Annotated in this window: 11 protein-coding genes and 2 rRNA genes; 5 read left to right on the top strand and 8 right to left on the bottom strand. The window is 41.6% G+C overall.

Going from position 1 to position 14,155, the window contains the following annotated elements:
* Positions 1–74 precede the first annotated feature (74 nt).
* The 3 genes from JFU23_RS12470 to JFU23_RS30245 all read right to left on the bottom strand — a co-directional run bounded on the left by JFU23_RS12470 (position 75) and on the right by JFU23_RS30245 (position 4,968).
* A 23S ribosomal RNA gene (locus JFU23_RS12470) occupies positions 75–2,996 on the bottom strand.
* A 151-nt stretch (positions 2,997–3,147) separates the two neighbouring features.
* Positions 3,148–4,699, bottom strand: a 16S ribosomal RNA gene (locus tag JFU23_RS12475).
* Together the 16S and 23S rRNA genes form the textbook arrangement of a ribosomal RNA operon.
* Before the next feature lie 113 nt (positions 4,700–4,812).
* Entirely contained in the window at positions 4,813–4,968 is a 156-nt protein-coding gene (locus tag JFU23_RS30245; protein WP_207200005.1) for a hypothetical protein, read from the bottom strand.
* A 282-nt stretch (positions 4,969–5,250) separates the two neighbouring features.
* Between JFU23_RS30245 and JFU23_RS12480 the strand changes: the two genes are divergently transcribed.
* Positions 5,251–5,934, top strand: coding sequence for an MgtC/SapB family protein (locus JFU23_RS12480; RefSeq protein ID WP_002143579.1), 684 nt, complete (start codon positions 5,251–5,253; stop codon positions 5,932–5,934).
* 95 nt (positions 5,935–6,029) lie between these two features.
* Entirely contained in the window at positions 6,030–7,025 is a 996-nt protein-coding gene (locus JFU23_RS12485; RefSeq protein WP_201032003.1) for a potassium channel family protein, read from the top strand.
* Here JFU23_RS12485 and JFU23_RS12490 read toward each other — a convergent pair.
* Positions 7,012–7,425 (bottom strand): YugN-like family protein, encoded by a 414-nt coding sequence (locus JFU23_RS12490; protein ID WP_002131278.1) that lies wholly within the window; start codon positions 7,423–7,425, stop codon positions 7,012–7,014. The two genes, JFU23_RS12485 and JFU23_RS12490, sit on opposite strands and share 14 nt — an antisense overlap.
* A 108-nt stretch (positions 7,426–7,533) precedes the next feature.
* Positions 7,534–8,886 (bottom strand): glucose-6-phosphate isomerase, encoded by a 1,353-nt coding sequence (locus tag JFU23_RS12495; RefSeq protein WP_002015845.1) that lies wholly within the window; start codon positions 8,884–8,886, stop codon positions 7,534–7,536.
* A 281-nt stretch (positions 8,887–9,167) separates the two neighbouring features.
* Here JFU23_RS12495 and JFU23_RS12500 point away from each other — a divergent pair, with 281 nt between their 5' ends.
* Positions 9,168–9,401, top strand: a complete 234-nt coding sequence (locus tag JFU23_RS12500) for a DUF378 domain-containing protein (RefSeq protein ID WP_002034535.1) — start codon at positions 9,168–9,170, stop codon at positions 9,399–9,401.
* 112 nt (positions 9,402–9,513) lie between these two features.
* On the opposite strand, the gene yugI is transcribed toward JFU23_RS12500, so the two are convergent.
* The 3 genes from yugI to JFU23_RS12515 form a co-directional block, all read right to left on the bottom strand.
* The gene (yugI, locus tag JFU23_RS12505) at positions 9,514–9,858 is read right to left on the bottom strand and encodes a S1 domain-containing post-transcriptional regulator GSP13 (RefSeq protein ID WP_002015848.1); all 345 of its coding nucleotides are present in this window, start codon (positions 9,856–9,858) and stop codon (positions 9,514–9,516) included.
* Positions 9,859–10,093: 235 nt separating this feature from the next.
* Positions 10,094–11,302 (bottom strand): aminotransferase, encoded by a 1,209-nt coding sequence (locus JFU23_RS12510; protein WP_201032004.1) that lies wholly within the window; start codon positions 11,300–11,302, stop codon positions 10,094–10,096.
* Positions 11,299–11,796 (bottom strand): Lrp/AsnC family transcriptional regulator, encoded by a 498-nt coding sequence (locus JFU23_RS12515; RefSeq protein ID WP_002067952.1) that lies wholly within the window; start codon positions 11,794–11,796, stop codon positions 11,299–11,301. Before JFU23_RS12515 ends, JFU23_RS12510 begins: the two co-directional genes overlap by 4 nt.
* A 262-nt stretch (positions 11,797–12,058) precedes the next feature.
* On the opposite strand from JFU23_RS12515, the gene JFU23_RS12520 reads away from it, so the two are divergent.
* Together JFU23_RS12520 and JFU23_RS12525 are read left to right on the top strand one after the other, a co-directional pair.
* Positions 12,059–13,039, top strand: coding sequence for a 2-hydroxyacid dehydrogenase (locus JFU23_RS12520; protein WP_002034537.1), 981 nt, complete (start codon positions 12,059–12,061; stop codon positions 13,037–13,039).
* Positions 13,040–13,149: 110 nt separating this feature from the next.
* Entirely contained in the window at positions 13,150–13,989 is an 840-nt protein-coding gene (locus JFU23_RS12525; protein WP_002089283.1) for an alpha/beta fold hydrolase, read from the top strand.
* Positions 13,990–14,155 lie beyond the last annotated feature (166 nt).

Genomic DNA, 14,155 nt, shown 5'->3' on the forward strand with positions numbered 1-14,155 from the left:
ATAACTCATTCGACATTTAAAGTCAACAAGTTTTTTATATTCTTTCAAAACTAGATAACATTGCTTCATATTATATGGTTAAGTCCTCGATCTATTAGTATTCGTCAGCTCCACATGTCACCATGCTTCCACCTCGAACCTATCAACCTGATCATCTTTCAGGGATCTTACTAGCTTACGCTATGGGAAATCTCATCTTGAGGGGGGCTTCATGCTTAGATGCTTTCAGCACTTATCCCTTCCGCACATAGCTACCCAGCTATGCCCTTGGCAGAACAACTGGTACACCAGCGGTGCGTCCATCCCGGTCCTCTCGTACTAAGGACAGCTCCTCTCAAATTTCCTGCGCCCACGACGGATAGGGACCGAACTGTCTCACGACGTTCTGAACCCAGCTCGCGTACCGCTTTAATGGGCGAACAGCCCAACCCTTGGGACCGACTACAGCCCCAGGATGCGATGAGCCGACATCGAGGTGCCAAACCTCCCCGTCGATGTGGACTCTTGGGGGAGATAAGCCTGTTATCCCCGGGGTAGCTTTTATCCGTTGAGCGATGGCCCTTCCATGCGGAACCACCGGATCACTAAGCCCGACTTTCGTCCCTGCTCGACTTGTAGGTCTCGCAGTCAAGCTCCCTTATGCCTTTGCACTCTACGAATGATTTCCAACCATTCTGAGGGAACCTTTGGGCGCCTCCGTTACACTTTAGGAGGCGACCGCCCCAGTCAAACTGCCCACCTGACACTGTCTCCCGGGTCGATGAGACCCGTAGGTTAGAATTTCAATACAGTCAGGGCGGTATCCCACCAGCGCCTCCACCGAAGCTAGCGCTCCGGTTTCAATGGCTCCCGCCTATCCTGTACAAACTGTACCAAAATTCAATATCAGGCTACAGTAAAGCTCCACGGGGTCTTTCCGTCCTGTCGCGGGTAACCTGCATCTTCACAGGTACTATAATTTCACCGAGTCTCTGGTTGAGACAGTGCCCAAATCGTTACACCTTTCGTGCGGGTCGGAACTTACCCGACAAGGAATTTCGCTACCTTAGGACCGTTATAGTTACGGCCGCCGTTTACTGGGGCTTCAGTTCAGAGCTTCGCTTACGCTAACCCCTCTCCTTAACCTTCCAGCACCGGGCAGGTGTCAGCCCCTATACTTCGCCTTACGGCTTCGCAGAGACCTGTGTTTTTGCTAAACAGTCGCTTGGGCCTATTCACTGCGGCTTTCCGTTAAGAAAGCACCCCTTCTCCCGAAGTTACGGGGTCATTTTGCCGAGTTCCTTAACCAGAGTTCTCTCGCACACCTTAGGATTCTCTCCTCGCCTACCTGTGTCGGTTTGCGGTACAGGCACCTTTTATCTCGCTAGAAGCTTTTCTTGGCAGCGGGGAATCAAAGACTTCGCTCCATAAGGAGCTTCCCCATCACAGCTCAGCCTTCACGATAAGCGGATTTGCCTACTTATCAGCCTAACTGCTTGGACGTGCACAACCAATCGCACGCTTCTTCTATCCTTCTGCGTCCCTCCATTGCTCAAACGATAAAGAGGTGGTACAGGAATATCAACCTGTTGTCCATCGCCTACGCCTGTCGGCCTCGGCTTAGGTCCTGACTAACCCTGAGCGGACGAGCCTTCCTCAGGAAACCTTAGGCATTCGGTGGACGGGATTCTCACCCGTCTTTCGCTACTCATACCGGCATTCTCACTTCTAAGCGCTCCACCAGTCCTTCCGGTCTGACTTCACTGCACTTAGAACGCTCCCCTACCACTGATACCATTGGTATCAATTCGCAGCTTCGGTGGTGTATTTAGCCCCGGTACATTTTCGGCGCAGAGTCACTCGACTAGTGAGCTATTACGCACTCTTTAAATGGTGGCTGCTTCTGAGCCAACATCCTAGTTGTCTAAGCAACTCCACATCCTTTTCCACTTAATACACACTTTGGGACCTTAGCTGGCGATCTGGGCTGTTTCCCTCTTGACTACGGATCTTATCACTCGCAGTCTGACTCCTAAGGATAAGTCATTGGCATTCGGAGTTTGACTGAATTCGGTAATCCGATGAGGACCCCTAGTTCAATCAGTGCTCTACCTCCAAGACTCTTACACTTAAGGCTAGCCCTAAAGCTATTTCGGGGAGAACCAGCTATCTCCAGGTTCGATTGGAATTTCTCCGCTACCCACACCTCATCCCCGCACTTTTCAACGTGCGTGGGTTCGGGCCTCCATTCAGTGTTACCTGAACTTCACCCTGGACATGGGTAGATCACCTGGTTTCGGGTCTACGACCACGTACTAAACGCCCTATTCAGACTCGCTTTCGCTGCGGCTCCGCCTCTTCAGCTTAACCTCGCACGGGATCGTAACTCGCCGGTTCATTCTACAAAAGGCACGCCATCACCCATTAACGGGCTCTGACTATTTGTAGGCACACGGTTTCAGGATCTCTTTCACTCCCCTTCCGGGGTGCTTTTCACCTTTCCCTCACGGTACTGGTTCACTATCGATCACTAGGGAGTATTTAGCCTTGGGAGATGGTCCTCCCAGATTCCGACGGAATTTCACGTGTTCCGCCGTACTCAGGATACATTCAAGAGAGAACGAAGTTTCGACTACGGGGTTATTACCCTCTGTGACGGACCTTTCCAGGTCGCTTCGTCTACCTCGTTCCTTTGTAACTCCGTATAGAATGTCCTACAACCCCAAGAGGCAAGCCTCTTGGTTTGGGCTAGATTCCGTTTCGCTCGCCGCTACTCAGGAAATCGCATTTGCTTTCTCTTCCTCCAGGTACTTAGATGTTTCAGTTCCCTGGGTCTGTCTTCCATACCCTATGTATTCAGGTAAGGATACCATACCATTACGTATAGTGGGTTTCCCCATTCGGAAATCTTCGGATCAAAGCTTACTTACAGCTCCCCGAAGCATATCGGCGTTAGTCCCGTCCTTCATCGACTCCTAGTGTCAAGGCATCCACCGTGCGCCCTTTCTAACTTAACCAAACTAAAATTAAAAAAATATGAGCTACACTGTTATCTAGTTTTCAAAGAACATACATTTAAACTTGAGAGATAGTTCTCTCAAAACTGAACGAAACGAAACAAAACAAGTCAACGTTTATTGATGAACTGCGTTCATCAATTCTCCATAGAAAGGAGGTGATCCAGCCGCACCTTCCGATACGGCTACCTTGTTACGACTTCACCCCAATCATCTGTCCCACCTTAGGCGGCTGGCTCCATAAAGGTTACCCCACCGACTTCGGGTGTTACAAACTCTCGTGGTGTGACGGGCGGTGTGTACAAGGCCCGGGAACGTATTCACCGCGGCATGCTGATCCGCGATTACTAGCGATTCCAGCTTCATGTAGGCGAGTTGCAGCCTACAATCCGAACTGAGAACGGTTTTATGAGATTAGCTCCACCTCGCGGTCTTGCAGCTCTTTGTACCGTCCATTGTAGCACGTGTGTAGCCCAGGTCATAAGGGGCATGATGATTTGACGTCATCCCCACCTTCCTCCGGTTTGTCACCGGCAGTCACCTTAGAGTGCCCAACTTAATGATGGCAACTAAGATCAAGGGTTGCGCTCGTTGCGGGACTTAACCCAACATCTCACGACACGAGCTGACGACAACCATGCACCACCTGTCACTCTGCTCCCGAAGGAGAAGCTCTATCTCTAGAGTTTTCAGAGGATGTCAAGACCTGGTAAGGTTCTTCGCGTTGCTTCGAATTAAACCACATGCTCCACCGCTTGTGCGGGCCCCCGTCAATTCCTTTGAGTTTCAGCCTTGCGGCCGTACTCCCCAGGCGGAGTGCTTAATGCGTTAACTTCAGCACTAAAGGGCGGAAACCCTCTAACACTTAGCACTCATCGTTTACGGCGTGGACTACCAGGGTATCTAATCCTGTTTGCTCCCCACGCTTTCGCGCCTCAGTGTCAGTTACAGACCAGAAAGTCGCCTTCGCCACTGGTGTTCCTCCATATCTCTACGCATTTCACCGCTACACATGGAATTCCACTTTCCTCTTCTGCACTCAAGTCTCCCAGTTTCCAATGACCCTCCACGGTTGAGCCGTGGGCTTTCACATCAGACTTAAGAAACCACCTGCGCGCGCTTTACGCCCAATAATTCCGGATAACGCTTGCCACCTACGTATTACCGCGGCTGCTGGCACGTAGTTAGCCGTGGCTTTCTGGTTAGGTACCGTCAAGGTGCCAGCTTATTCAACTAGCACTTGTTCTTCCCTAACAACAGAGTTTTACGACCCGAAAGCCTTCATCACTCACGCGGCGTTGCTCCGTCAGACTTTCGTCCATTGCGGAAGATTCCCTACTGCTGCCTCCCGTAGGAGTCTGGGCCGTGTCTCAGTCCCAGTGTGGCCGATCACCCTCTCAGGTCGGCTACGCATCGTCGCCTTGGTGAGCCGTTACCTCACCAACTAGCTAATGCGACGCGGGTCCATCCATAAGTGACAGCCGAAGCCGCCTTTCAATTTCGAACTATGCAGTTCAAAATATTATCCGGTATTAGCCCCGGTTTCCCGGAGTTATCCCAGTCTTATGGGTAGGTTACCCACGTGTTACTCACCCGTCCGCCGCTAACTTCATAAGAGCAAGCTCTTAATCCATTCGCTCGACTTGCATGTATTAGGCACGCCGCCAGCGTTCATCCTGAGCCAGGATCAAACTCTCCAATAAAGTTAGTTTGTCTAGCATCTAAAAATAAAAATTGACGTTCACGTTGTTTGTTTCGTTCAGTTTTCAAAGAACTTATCTGCCGCTTCAGAAGCGACTTCATCATATTAACATCTTCATTTTTCGATGTCAACTATGTTTTTCAATTTCTTTTTTGTCGTTTCCTGCGTTTCTGCATCAGCGACGTTTATTAATATATCATGTGAAAAAATGAAATGCAACACCTTTTGAAAACTTTTTTGAAACCAACTACATTTCTTTTTTAATATCATATACTTAAACGAAACATCTCTTTCATTTCTAAGTAATTCCTACATATATTCTATAGAAAGTCACTCTGTCAAAAAACGTTTCTTTCTATATAAAGTGAAACTTTAATCAGTGGGGGTGTTCATCCCCCACTGATTATTAGCCTTCACCAATCGGGCATTTACGGGCAGTCGTCTCCCACCTAACTTTCTCGCATTCGGCGAATTTTGAGGCGGGGCTGACTGCCCGCAAATAGTGGGATAAACGTTTTATTCATATACCATATCATACAAGGAGGAATATACATGGACTACACCGACTTATTAATAAAACTAGGTCTCTCGGCTATTTTAGGATTCGCTATCGGTTTAGAGCGCGAATTAAAACGTAAACCACTCGGCTTAAAAACGTGTTTAGTTATTTCTATTATTAGTTGCCTCCTAACTATTGTTTCTATTAAAGCAGCTTACAACTTACCACATACCGATCATATGAATATGGATCCACTTCGACTTGCCGCTCAAATTGTATCAGGAATTGGTTTTTTAGGTGCCGGTGTAATTTTACGCAGAGGAAACGATAGTATTGCGGGGTTAACGACCGCCGCTATGATTTGGGGTGCTTCTGGCATCGGCATTGCCGTTGGAGCTGGTTTCTATATCGAGGCTATTTTCGGAATGTGTTTCCTTATGATTAGTGTAGAACTTATACCATTAGCGATGAAATACGTCGGTCCTAGATCATTTCGCCAACGTGATATCGCAGTGAGACTCGTTGTACGAAATATGGACAATATCCCGACCGTAATTGAAGAAATAAAAGAAATGGATATAAAAGTTAAGAACATGAAGCTCAAAACATTGGAAAATGGTTCGCACTATTTACATTTAAAATTGTCTATCGATCAAAAAAGACATACTGCTGATGTTTATTATGCTCTTCAGCATCTTGAAAGTGTTCAACAAACTGAAGTTGAAAGTATGTATTAATTATGAAATAAACTCTCTTTTTAATTAGAGAGTTTTTCTTTTTTCTATAATGGTAACAATGAATGTAGTCCTGCAAAGTAAGGAGGAATAAGAGTTTGAAATCCCGTCCAAATTTAGTAGATACATTTCGTGATTCCATTATTTTTCGTTTAGTTTGCTTTATTGTTATACTTACTGCTTTTTCTGGCTTCCTTATACATAGATTAGAGCCATCGCACTTCACCACATGGTTTGATGGAGTTTGGTGGTCAATCGTTACCATTTTCACTGTTGGCTATGGTGACTTTGCCCCGCATACACTAGTAGGCAAACTTATCGGTATGGGTATTATTTTATTTGGAACCGGCTTTTGTTCTTATTATATGGTTCTATTCGCTACTGATATGATTAATAAACAATATATGAAAATTAAAGGAGAAGAAGCCGCGACTTCTAACGGTCATATGATTATCGTCGGCTGGAACGAACGGGCAAAACATGTTGTCAAACAAATGCACATCTTACAACCGAACCTTGATATCGTTTTAATTGATGAAACACTTTCTTTACTTCCAAAGCCGTTTCATCATTTAGAGTTTATAAAAGGTTGTCCGCATCACGATCAAACTTTATTAAAAGCTAACATTACAACAGCTCACACTATATTAATAACAGCGGATAAAGAGAAGAACGAAAGCTTAGCAGATACACAGTCCATTTTAAATATTTTAACTGCAAAAGGACTTAATCCAAACATTCACTGCATCGCTGAACTTCTTACTTCTGAACAAATCCAAAATGCAACGAGAGCTGGCGTATCAGAAATTATAGAAGGAAATAAATTAACGAGCTATGTATTTACCGCTTCTCTTTTATTCCCTTCCATTTCAGGTGTACTATTCTCACTTTACGATGAAATCTCTGATAACAAATTACAACTGATGGAGATTCCCCCGTCCTGCACCGGACAATCCTTTGCAAATTGTAGCTATATTCTTTTAAAGCAAAACATTCTCTTACTAGGTGTAAAGCGCGACGAACAATATATGATCAATCCAGTTCATTCTTTCATTCTCATCGAAAGCGACATACTCATCGTTATTCACCATTAAAAAAATGATTTTCTAGTTCTTGTACCAATACTTTACCAATATTGACATACTTTCTTTTCACATCTCCATCTGGATCTTGCGGCTCCGCAAATTGATCCAATCCACTCGTTCCAGCTGTTAAAGCATTAACATTATCATCTAGTTCGTCTTGATATACGTGCGAAAGAATATACGGTGTTTCAAGACGGACTATTACACCAGGCACATCTAGTTCCCCATCCACCGCTGTAAATGGTACGCGTAAAAATTGATACCCTTCTTCTTCGTCGATTTTATAATCAAAGCATCCTTTATCATAATCCCAATTGCCGCCAATACTATATCCAAGTGGTTTCATAACCTCTTCTAACTTATATAAGGCATATGTACATCCTTCTAATTTTGATTGAATCGGAATCAAGCCCATCCCTCCTAGACTTTTCCTTTAGCATACCCATTCTAGTTTGAATATACCGATGTACCTTTCAATAAAATAATAAAAAGCGACCGGAGACCCGATCGCTTTTCATTATTTTAAACGCTCTTCTAATTCTGCTTTTAATTCTTCAAATCCTGGTTTACCAAGTAAAGCAAACATGTTTTTCTTGTATGCTTCTACTCCTGGTTGGTCAAATGGATTTACGCCTAATAGGTAGCCGCTCATCGCACATGCTTTTTCGAAGAAGTATACAAGGTAACCGAATGTGTACTCATTTAATTCAGGGATGTTTACGATTAAGTTTGGTACTCCGCCATCGCTATGTGCAAGTAATGTACCTTCGTATGCTTTTGTGTTTACGAAGTCTATCGTTTCACCAGCAAGGTAGTTTAATCCATCTAAATCGTTGTCGTCTAATTCGATTTTTAGTTCGTGTGTAGATTTACCTACTTTAAGAACTGTTTCGAATAGGTCACGACGACCTTCTTGAATGTATTGACCTAATGAGTGTAAGTCAGTTGAGAAGTTTGCTGAAGATGGGAAAATACCTTTTTGATCTTTTCCTTCACTTTCACCAAATAACTGTTTCCACCACTCAGAGAAGTAGTGAAGTGCTGGCTCATAGTTAACAAGCATTTCAATTGTTTTCCCTTTATTATATAGAGCATTACGAACTACTGCGTATTGGTAAGCTGGGTTTTCTTCAAGTTCTGATTTCGCGAAATCATTATGACCAGCAGCTGCACCTTTCATCATCTCTTCAATGTTTAGGCCACTTACAGCGATTGGCAATAAACCTACTGGTGTTAATACAGAGAAACGACCGCCAACATCATCTGGAATAACGAACGTTTCGTAGCCTTCATTATCAGATAATGTTTTTAAAGCACCGCGCGCTTTATCTGTAGTCGCATAAATACGTTTGCGTGCTTCTTCTTTTCCATACTTTTCTTCTAATAATTTACGGAAAATACGGAATGCGATTGCAGGCTCTGTTGTTGTACCTGATTTGGAAATAACGTTAATAGAAAAGTCTTTACCTTCTAGTACGTCCATTAAATCTTTCATGTAAGTGGAGCTAATGTTTTGTCCAACAAATAGCACTTGTGGAGTTTTACGTTGTTCTTTAGAAAGCGTGTTATAGAAAGAATGGTTTAACATTTCAATTGCTGCGCGTGCTCCTAGGTAAGAACCACCAATACCTACAACAAGTAAAATGTCAGAGTCATTTTTAATTTTTTCTGCGCATTTTTGAATGCGAGCGAATTCTTCTTTGTCATATTGAAGCGGAAGCTCTACCCACCCAAGGAAATCGTTCCCAGCTCCAGTTTTTTCGTGGATTGCATGATGTGTTACTTTTACTGCATCACGTAAATAAGTTAGTTCATTTTCACCGATGAAGGATAACGCTTTAGAATAGTCGAACGTTACATGTGTACTCATCTTTTTCCCTCCAATTATGTATATGTATTTCTGTATTCACTTTAGCGAAACTAAAGTTGTAAATCAAGCGATTCAACAATTGTAAACGTAACCATTATTTATTTTTTAGAAAAAGTTCATTTTTTGCATAAAAATTCGAATTTTTCGGTATAGATGTATATACATCGTTTTTCGTACATTTTTCATGTATAAAAACAACAAAACTATACCATTCTATAAAGGAGTTAAATTTTCTTATTAACTCCTTGCTTGCTCACGCTTCACATTAAGGGGGGCTTTTCATGAGTACCTTGCAACGTATCGCATTAGTCTTCACTGTAATCGGCGCTGTTAACTGGGGACTGATCGGGTTCTTCCAGTTTGACTTAGTAGCGGCTATTTTCGGGGGACAGAACTCAGCTCTTGCACGTATTATTTACGGCATCGTTGGTATTTCTGGGCTTATCAATCTCGGCTTACTATTTAAACCATCCGAGAATCTTGGTACTCACCCAGAAACACATGAAATTCAATAGTCAGTATGTCTTTTTCGCCTCCGACATACGAATATGATTGCATGCAATCATATTTGCAAATATATATATCATAAGTCACAGTAAAAGAGGAACGCTCATATGCGTTCCTCTTTTACTTTATTACCTCCGACTCTTCAATCCATTCTGCTAGCTTTTCTCGCAGTGTATTAAATCCGTTCTCTGATGGATTCGGTATAAGAATTCGTCCTTGCTTTCTCTTCGCCGCTTTTAACGATAAACTCATTTTTCTGTGTTCTTCATCAATTGAAAGTACTTTTACTTCTACTGTATCTCCGACCTTTAAAAAGTCATGAATGTCTTTTACATACCCATTTGTGATTTCAGATATATGCACAAGTCCTTGTGTTTCTGCATCCAAAGCTACAAATGCACCGTAATCTTGAATTCCAGTTACTTTCCCTGTTACAACCACTCCCGTTGTATATTGTTCTGACATGTGAAACACTCCCATACGTTTACCATTTTCTCTACAATTGTAAATAGCAAAGCAGATGTATTTATTGTTAAATATCCGATTAGTGGTAAGTATCCTAAGTAAAACACCGAGGATACTTCCACCTTATATTAGTAAATTATACCACTTTGATAGAACTCATTCAAAATTCACGAAAAAATTTCCTGTAATACGTATAATTCTCCAATATTAGGATAGAATACTAACACATGGCTTTCTAGTATTCCCCCCCTTTTATGGACAAAACGTATTGTGTTTTGTCCTTTTTTTTATTCTCTATGAACCGTTCCATTCTCTTCATTGCTTCCATAAGTTGCTCAAGCGATGTTGCATACGAACAACGAATAAATCCTTCACCACTCCCGCCAAACACATTTCCAGGAACAACAGCCACTTTTTCTTCTAATAATAATTGTTCTGCAAATTCTGCTGAAGATAGTCCGGTTGAAGCTATAGAAGGGAAGACATAAAACGCCCCGCCTGGCACATGACATGTTAAGCCCATTTCATTGAAAGATGTCGTCATAAAGTTACGACGTTTTTTATAGCTATCTCTCATTCGAATTACTTCATCATTTCCCCCGCGTAATGCTTCAAGTGCTGCAAATTGAGACATCGTCGGTGCACACATCATTGAATACTGGTGGATTTTGAGCATTAATTCTGAAAATTGAACAGGGGCTGCAATCATCCCAAGACGCCATCCCGTCATGGCAAACCCTTTTGAAAATCCTGAAATTAAAATCGTATGGTCACGCATATTTTTAATACTCGCGAAACTCGTATATGCTTCGTCGTATACGAGCTCTGCATAAATTTCATCCGATAACACGATTAAATTATACTTCTCAACAATAACAGCTAGCTTTTCTAATTCGGATTTATTTAACATTGCGCCTGTTGGGTTATTGGGAGAACAAAGTAATATTGCCTTTGTGTTCGTTGTAATAGCTGCTTCAATTTGATCTGGCTGTACTTTAAATTCATCTTCTAATGAAGTCGCCACTGGAACTGGGACCCCGCCCGCTAACGTAACAAGCGGTGCATACGAAACGAAACTTGGTTCAATAATAAGTATTTCATCATCAGGGTTTACAATAGCACGCATCGCTACATCTAGCGCTTGACTCGCTCCAACTGTAACAATGATTTCATCATTCGGATCATAAGATACTGCAAATTGTTTTTTTAGATACTTTGCTATTTCTTGACGGAGCTCCAATAATCCTGCATTTGCTGTATATGACGTATATCCTTGTTCTAAAGAACGAATACATGCTTGCCTTACATTCCAAGGTGTAACAAAGTCCGGCTCTCCCACTCCAAGTGAAATAACACCTTTCATACTTGCCGCTAAATCAAAAAACTTTCGTATACCGGACGGTTGTAAAGATTCTGCTACTCTAGATAGGTCAAATTGCTTCACGGTGTCACCACAATTCTCTTATCATCATCTGTCTTTTCATAAATAATCCCCTCATGTTTATACTTCTTCAAAATAAAATGAGTTGTCGTTGAAACGACAGATTCAATTGTTGCTAATTTCTCAGAAACAAACATCGCTACTTCTCCCATCGTCTTTCCTTCTAATGTAATAGAAAGGTCATATGTCCCAGACATTAAATAAACGGATTTCACTTCTGAATAGCGATAAATTTGTTCAGCTACTGCATCAAAACCGACACCACGCTTCGGTGTAACTTTCACATCAATCATCGCCGTTAAACCAGTATGTTCTTTCACTTTTGTCCAATCGATATGTGTTACATAGTCCACGATAATCTTTTCACTTTCTAATTTCGTAACCATTTTTTTCACTTCTTCTACTTCTATATTTAACAACTTCGCTAATGTATCTACAGATAAACGACTATTCTTTTCAAGACAAGCTAATAATTCCAATTCTTTCTCTGTCACCATATAAATCATCCTTCCTTTTAGTTTCTGTCTAAATTATACAAATACTCTTTCCAATTTGAAAAGAAGATTTTTTTAGTGAATTATGTCAAAATAAAGTGAAACTTTAATCAGTGGAAAGACTCACCCCGCTGATTATTATTTGAACCAATCGAGCTTTTACGGACCGTTGCTTTCCCACCTAACCTCTTTGCTTAAGCTGCTTTTTGAGGCGGGAGGCTTACTGTCCGTTAAATCGGGGTAAAGTGAAAAAACGCAGGATAAAGTGAAAGGGGATGGAACCGTGAAACCAAAAGTATATATTGCCGAACCAGTTCCAACATTTGTAGAAAACTATTTATCAGAACACTGTGATTTTGAAAAATGGGATCAAAACGAGAAAGTACCTCGTGATGTTCTATTAGAAAAAATAAAAGATAAAGATGGGTTATTAAATTTCGGATCTACTATAAATGAAGAATTATTGCAGGTTGCTCCTAATTTAAAAGTAGTAAGTAACATTTCTGTTGGCCATGATAACTTTGATTTAAAAGCGATGGAGAAACAAAATGTTATCGGAACGAATACTCCATATGTGTTAGATGATACAGTAGCCGATCTCGTTTTCGCTCTTATGTTATCTGCTGGTCGCCGTGTTTGCGAACTCAATTCCTATGTGAAAAATGGTGAATGGAACGCTGAAATTGGAAAAGAACACTTCGGACTAGATGTACATCATAGTACGATTGGTATTATCGGAATGGGACGAATTGGAGAAGCTGTCGCAAAACGAGCGAAATTCGGCTTTGATATGAATGTCCTTTACTATAACCGTCGCCGTAAAGAAGAAGCTGAGCAAAAATTTGATGCTACATATTGTGATTTACAAACTTTAATCAAACAATCTGATTTTATTATTCTTCTTACTCCATTAACAGATGAAACGTATCATCTTATCGGTGAAAAGGAATTTTCACTAATGAAAGAAACAGCAATTTTCATTAATGCTTCTCGCGGGAAAACAGTAGATGAAACTGCATTAATTCATGCGTTAACAGAAAAGAAAATATTTGCAGCCGGCATCGACACATTTACACAAGAGCCGATTCAAAAAGAGAATCCGCTCTTATCATTACAAAACGTTGTAACTTTACCGCACATCGGATCTGCAACATTAAAAACTCGGCAGCAAATGGCAATGACAGCTGCTGAAAATTTAGTAGCAGGATTACAAGGAAAAACACCACCTAATATTGTGCGTGGGTAATTATAAATAAGCGAAAGGCAAGATGACGATGTCATCTTGCCTTTTTTTGTTAACATATTTTGTTTCTTGCCGGGAGATGATATGAACAAAAATCAATGGAGTGACAAAAAATGAACCATGAATGCAAATGCCCTTACTTCACTTTTTCCACTCGCGGGACTACTATTCATTACGAATTGTATGAACATAATACTAAAAAAGAACGACCTACTTTCGTACTCGTTCACGGCTTCCTCTCTTCCTCATTTAGCTATCGACGACTCATTCCTTTACTAACAAAGGAAGGTACAGTAATTGCCCTTGATTTACCACCATTCGGAAAAAGTGATAAATCTCATCTCTTTAAATATTCTTATCACAATTTAGCAGCTATTATTATCGATTTAATCGAACATTTATCTCTCGCGAATATTGTATTAGTTGGCCATTCTATGGGCGGACAAATTTCACTCTTTGTAAACCGACTACGCCCTGAATTAATTTCAAAGACGATTTTACTATGTAGCTCTAGTTATTTAGCACGCGCAAACTTACCTTTACTGTACTCCTCTTATTTACCGTTCTTCCACTTATACGTGAAGAACTGGATTATTCGAAGGGGCATCGTCCATAACTTAATGAATGTCGTTCATGACCATTCATTAATTGACAATGAAATGATGGAAGGCTATGCTGCTCCTTTTTATGATGATCGTATATTCCCTGCTTTAACTCGAATGATAAGAGACCGTGAAGGTGACTTATCTTCAACTGAATTACAAAAAATCGAAACCCCAGTATTACTCATTTGGGGTGAAAAAGATCGCGTCGTCCCTGTACATGTAGGACACCGTCTCCATAAAGACCTGCCAAATTCAACTTTCATTTCTTACGAAAATACAGGGCACTTACTACCTGAAGAAAAGCCCGATCATGTTTATGAAGAAATTATTACGTTTGCGACGCAATAAAGTGAAGCTTTAATCCGTGGGGGTTTTTACGGGCAGTTTGATTTCTCGCCTAACCTCCTTGCTTCAACCGAATTTTGAGGCGGGAGTCTTACTGCCCGTTAAAACGGGATAAAGTGAAGCTTTAATCCGTGGGAGGCTCTATCCCCACGGATTATTAGCCTTCACC

The sequence above is a fragment of the Bacillus sp. TH50 genome (assembly GCF_016650565.1).
Lineage (GTDB): Bacteria > Bacillota > Bacilli > Bacillales > Bacillaceae_G > Bacillus_A > Bacillus_A mycoides.

What these genes read in the sequence shown, in the direction of transcription:
- yugI (WP_002015848.1), bottom strand. Translation starts at nt 9,858, where the DNA reads ATGTCAGAACAATATACAACGGGAGTGGTTGTAACAGGGAAAGTAACT.
- JFU23_RS12525 (WP_002089283.1), top strand. Translation starts at nt 13,150, where the DNA reads ATGAACCATGAATGCAAATGCCCTTACTTCACTTTTTCCACTCGCGGG.
- JFU23_RS12500 (WP_002034535.1), top strand. Translation starts at nt 9,168, where the DNA reads ATGAGTACCTTGCAACGTATCGCATTAGTCTTCACTGTAATCGGCGCT.
- JFU23_RS12495 (WP_002015845.1), bottom strand. Translation starts at nt 8,886, where the DNA reads ATGAGTACACATGTAACGTTCGACTATTCTAAAGCGTTATCCTTCATC.
- JFU23_RS12515 (WP_002067952.1), bottom strand. Translation starts at nt 11,796, where the DNA reads ATGGTGACAGAGAAAGAATTGGAATTATTAGCTTGTCTTGAAAAGAAT.
- JFU23_RS30245 (WP_207200005.1), bottom strand. Translation starts at nt 4,968, where the DNA reads ATGATATTAAAAAAGAAATGTAGTTGGTTTCAAAAAAGTTTTCAAAAG.
- JFU23_RS12480 (WP_002143579.1), top strand. Translation starts at nt 5,251, where the DNA reads ATGGACTACACCGACTTATTAATAAAACTAGGTCTCTCGGCTATTTTA.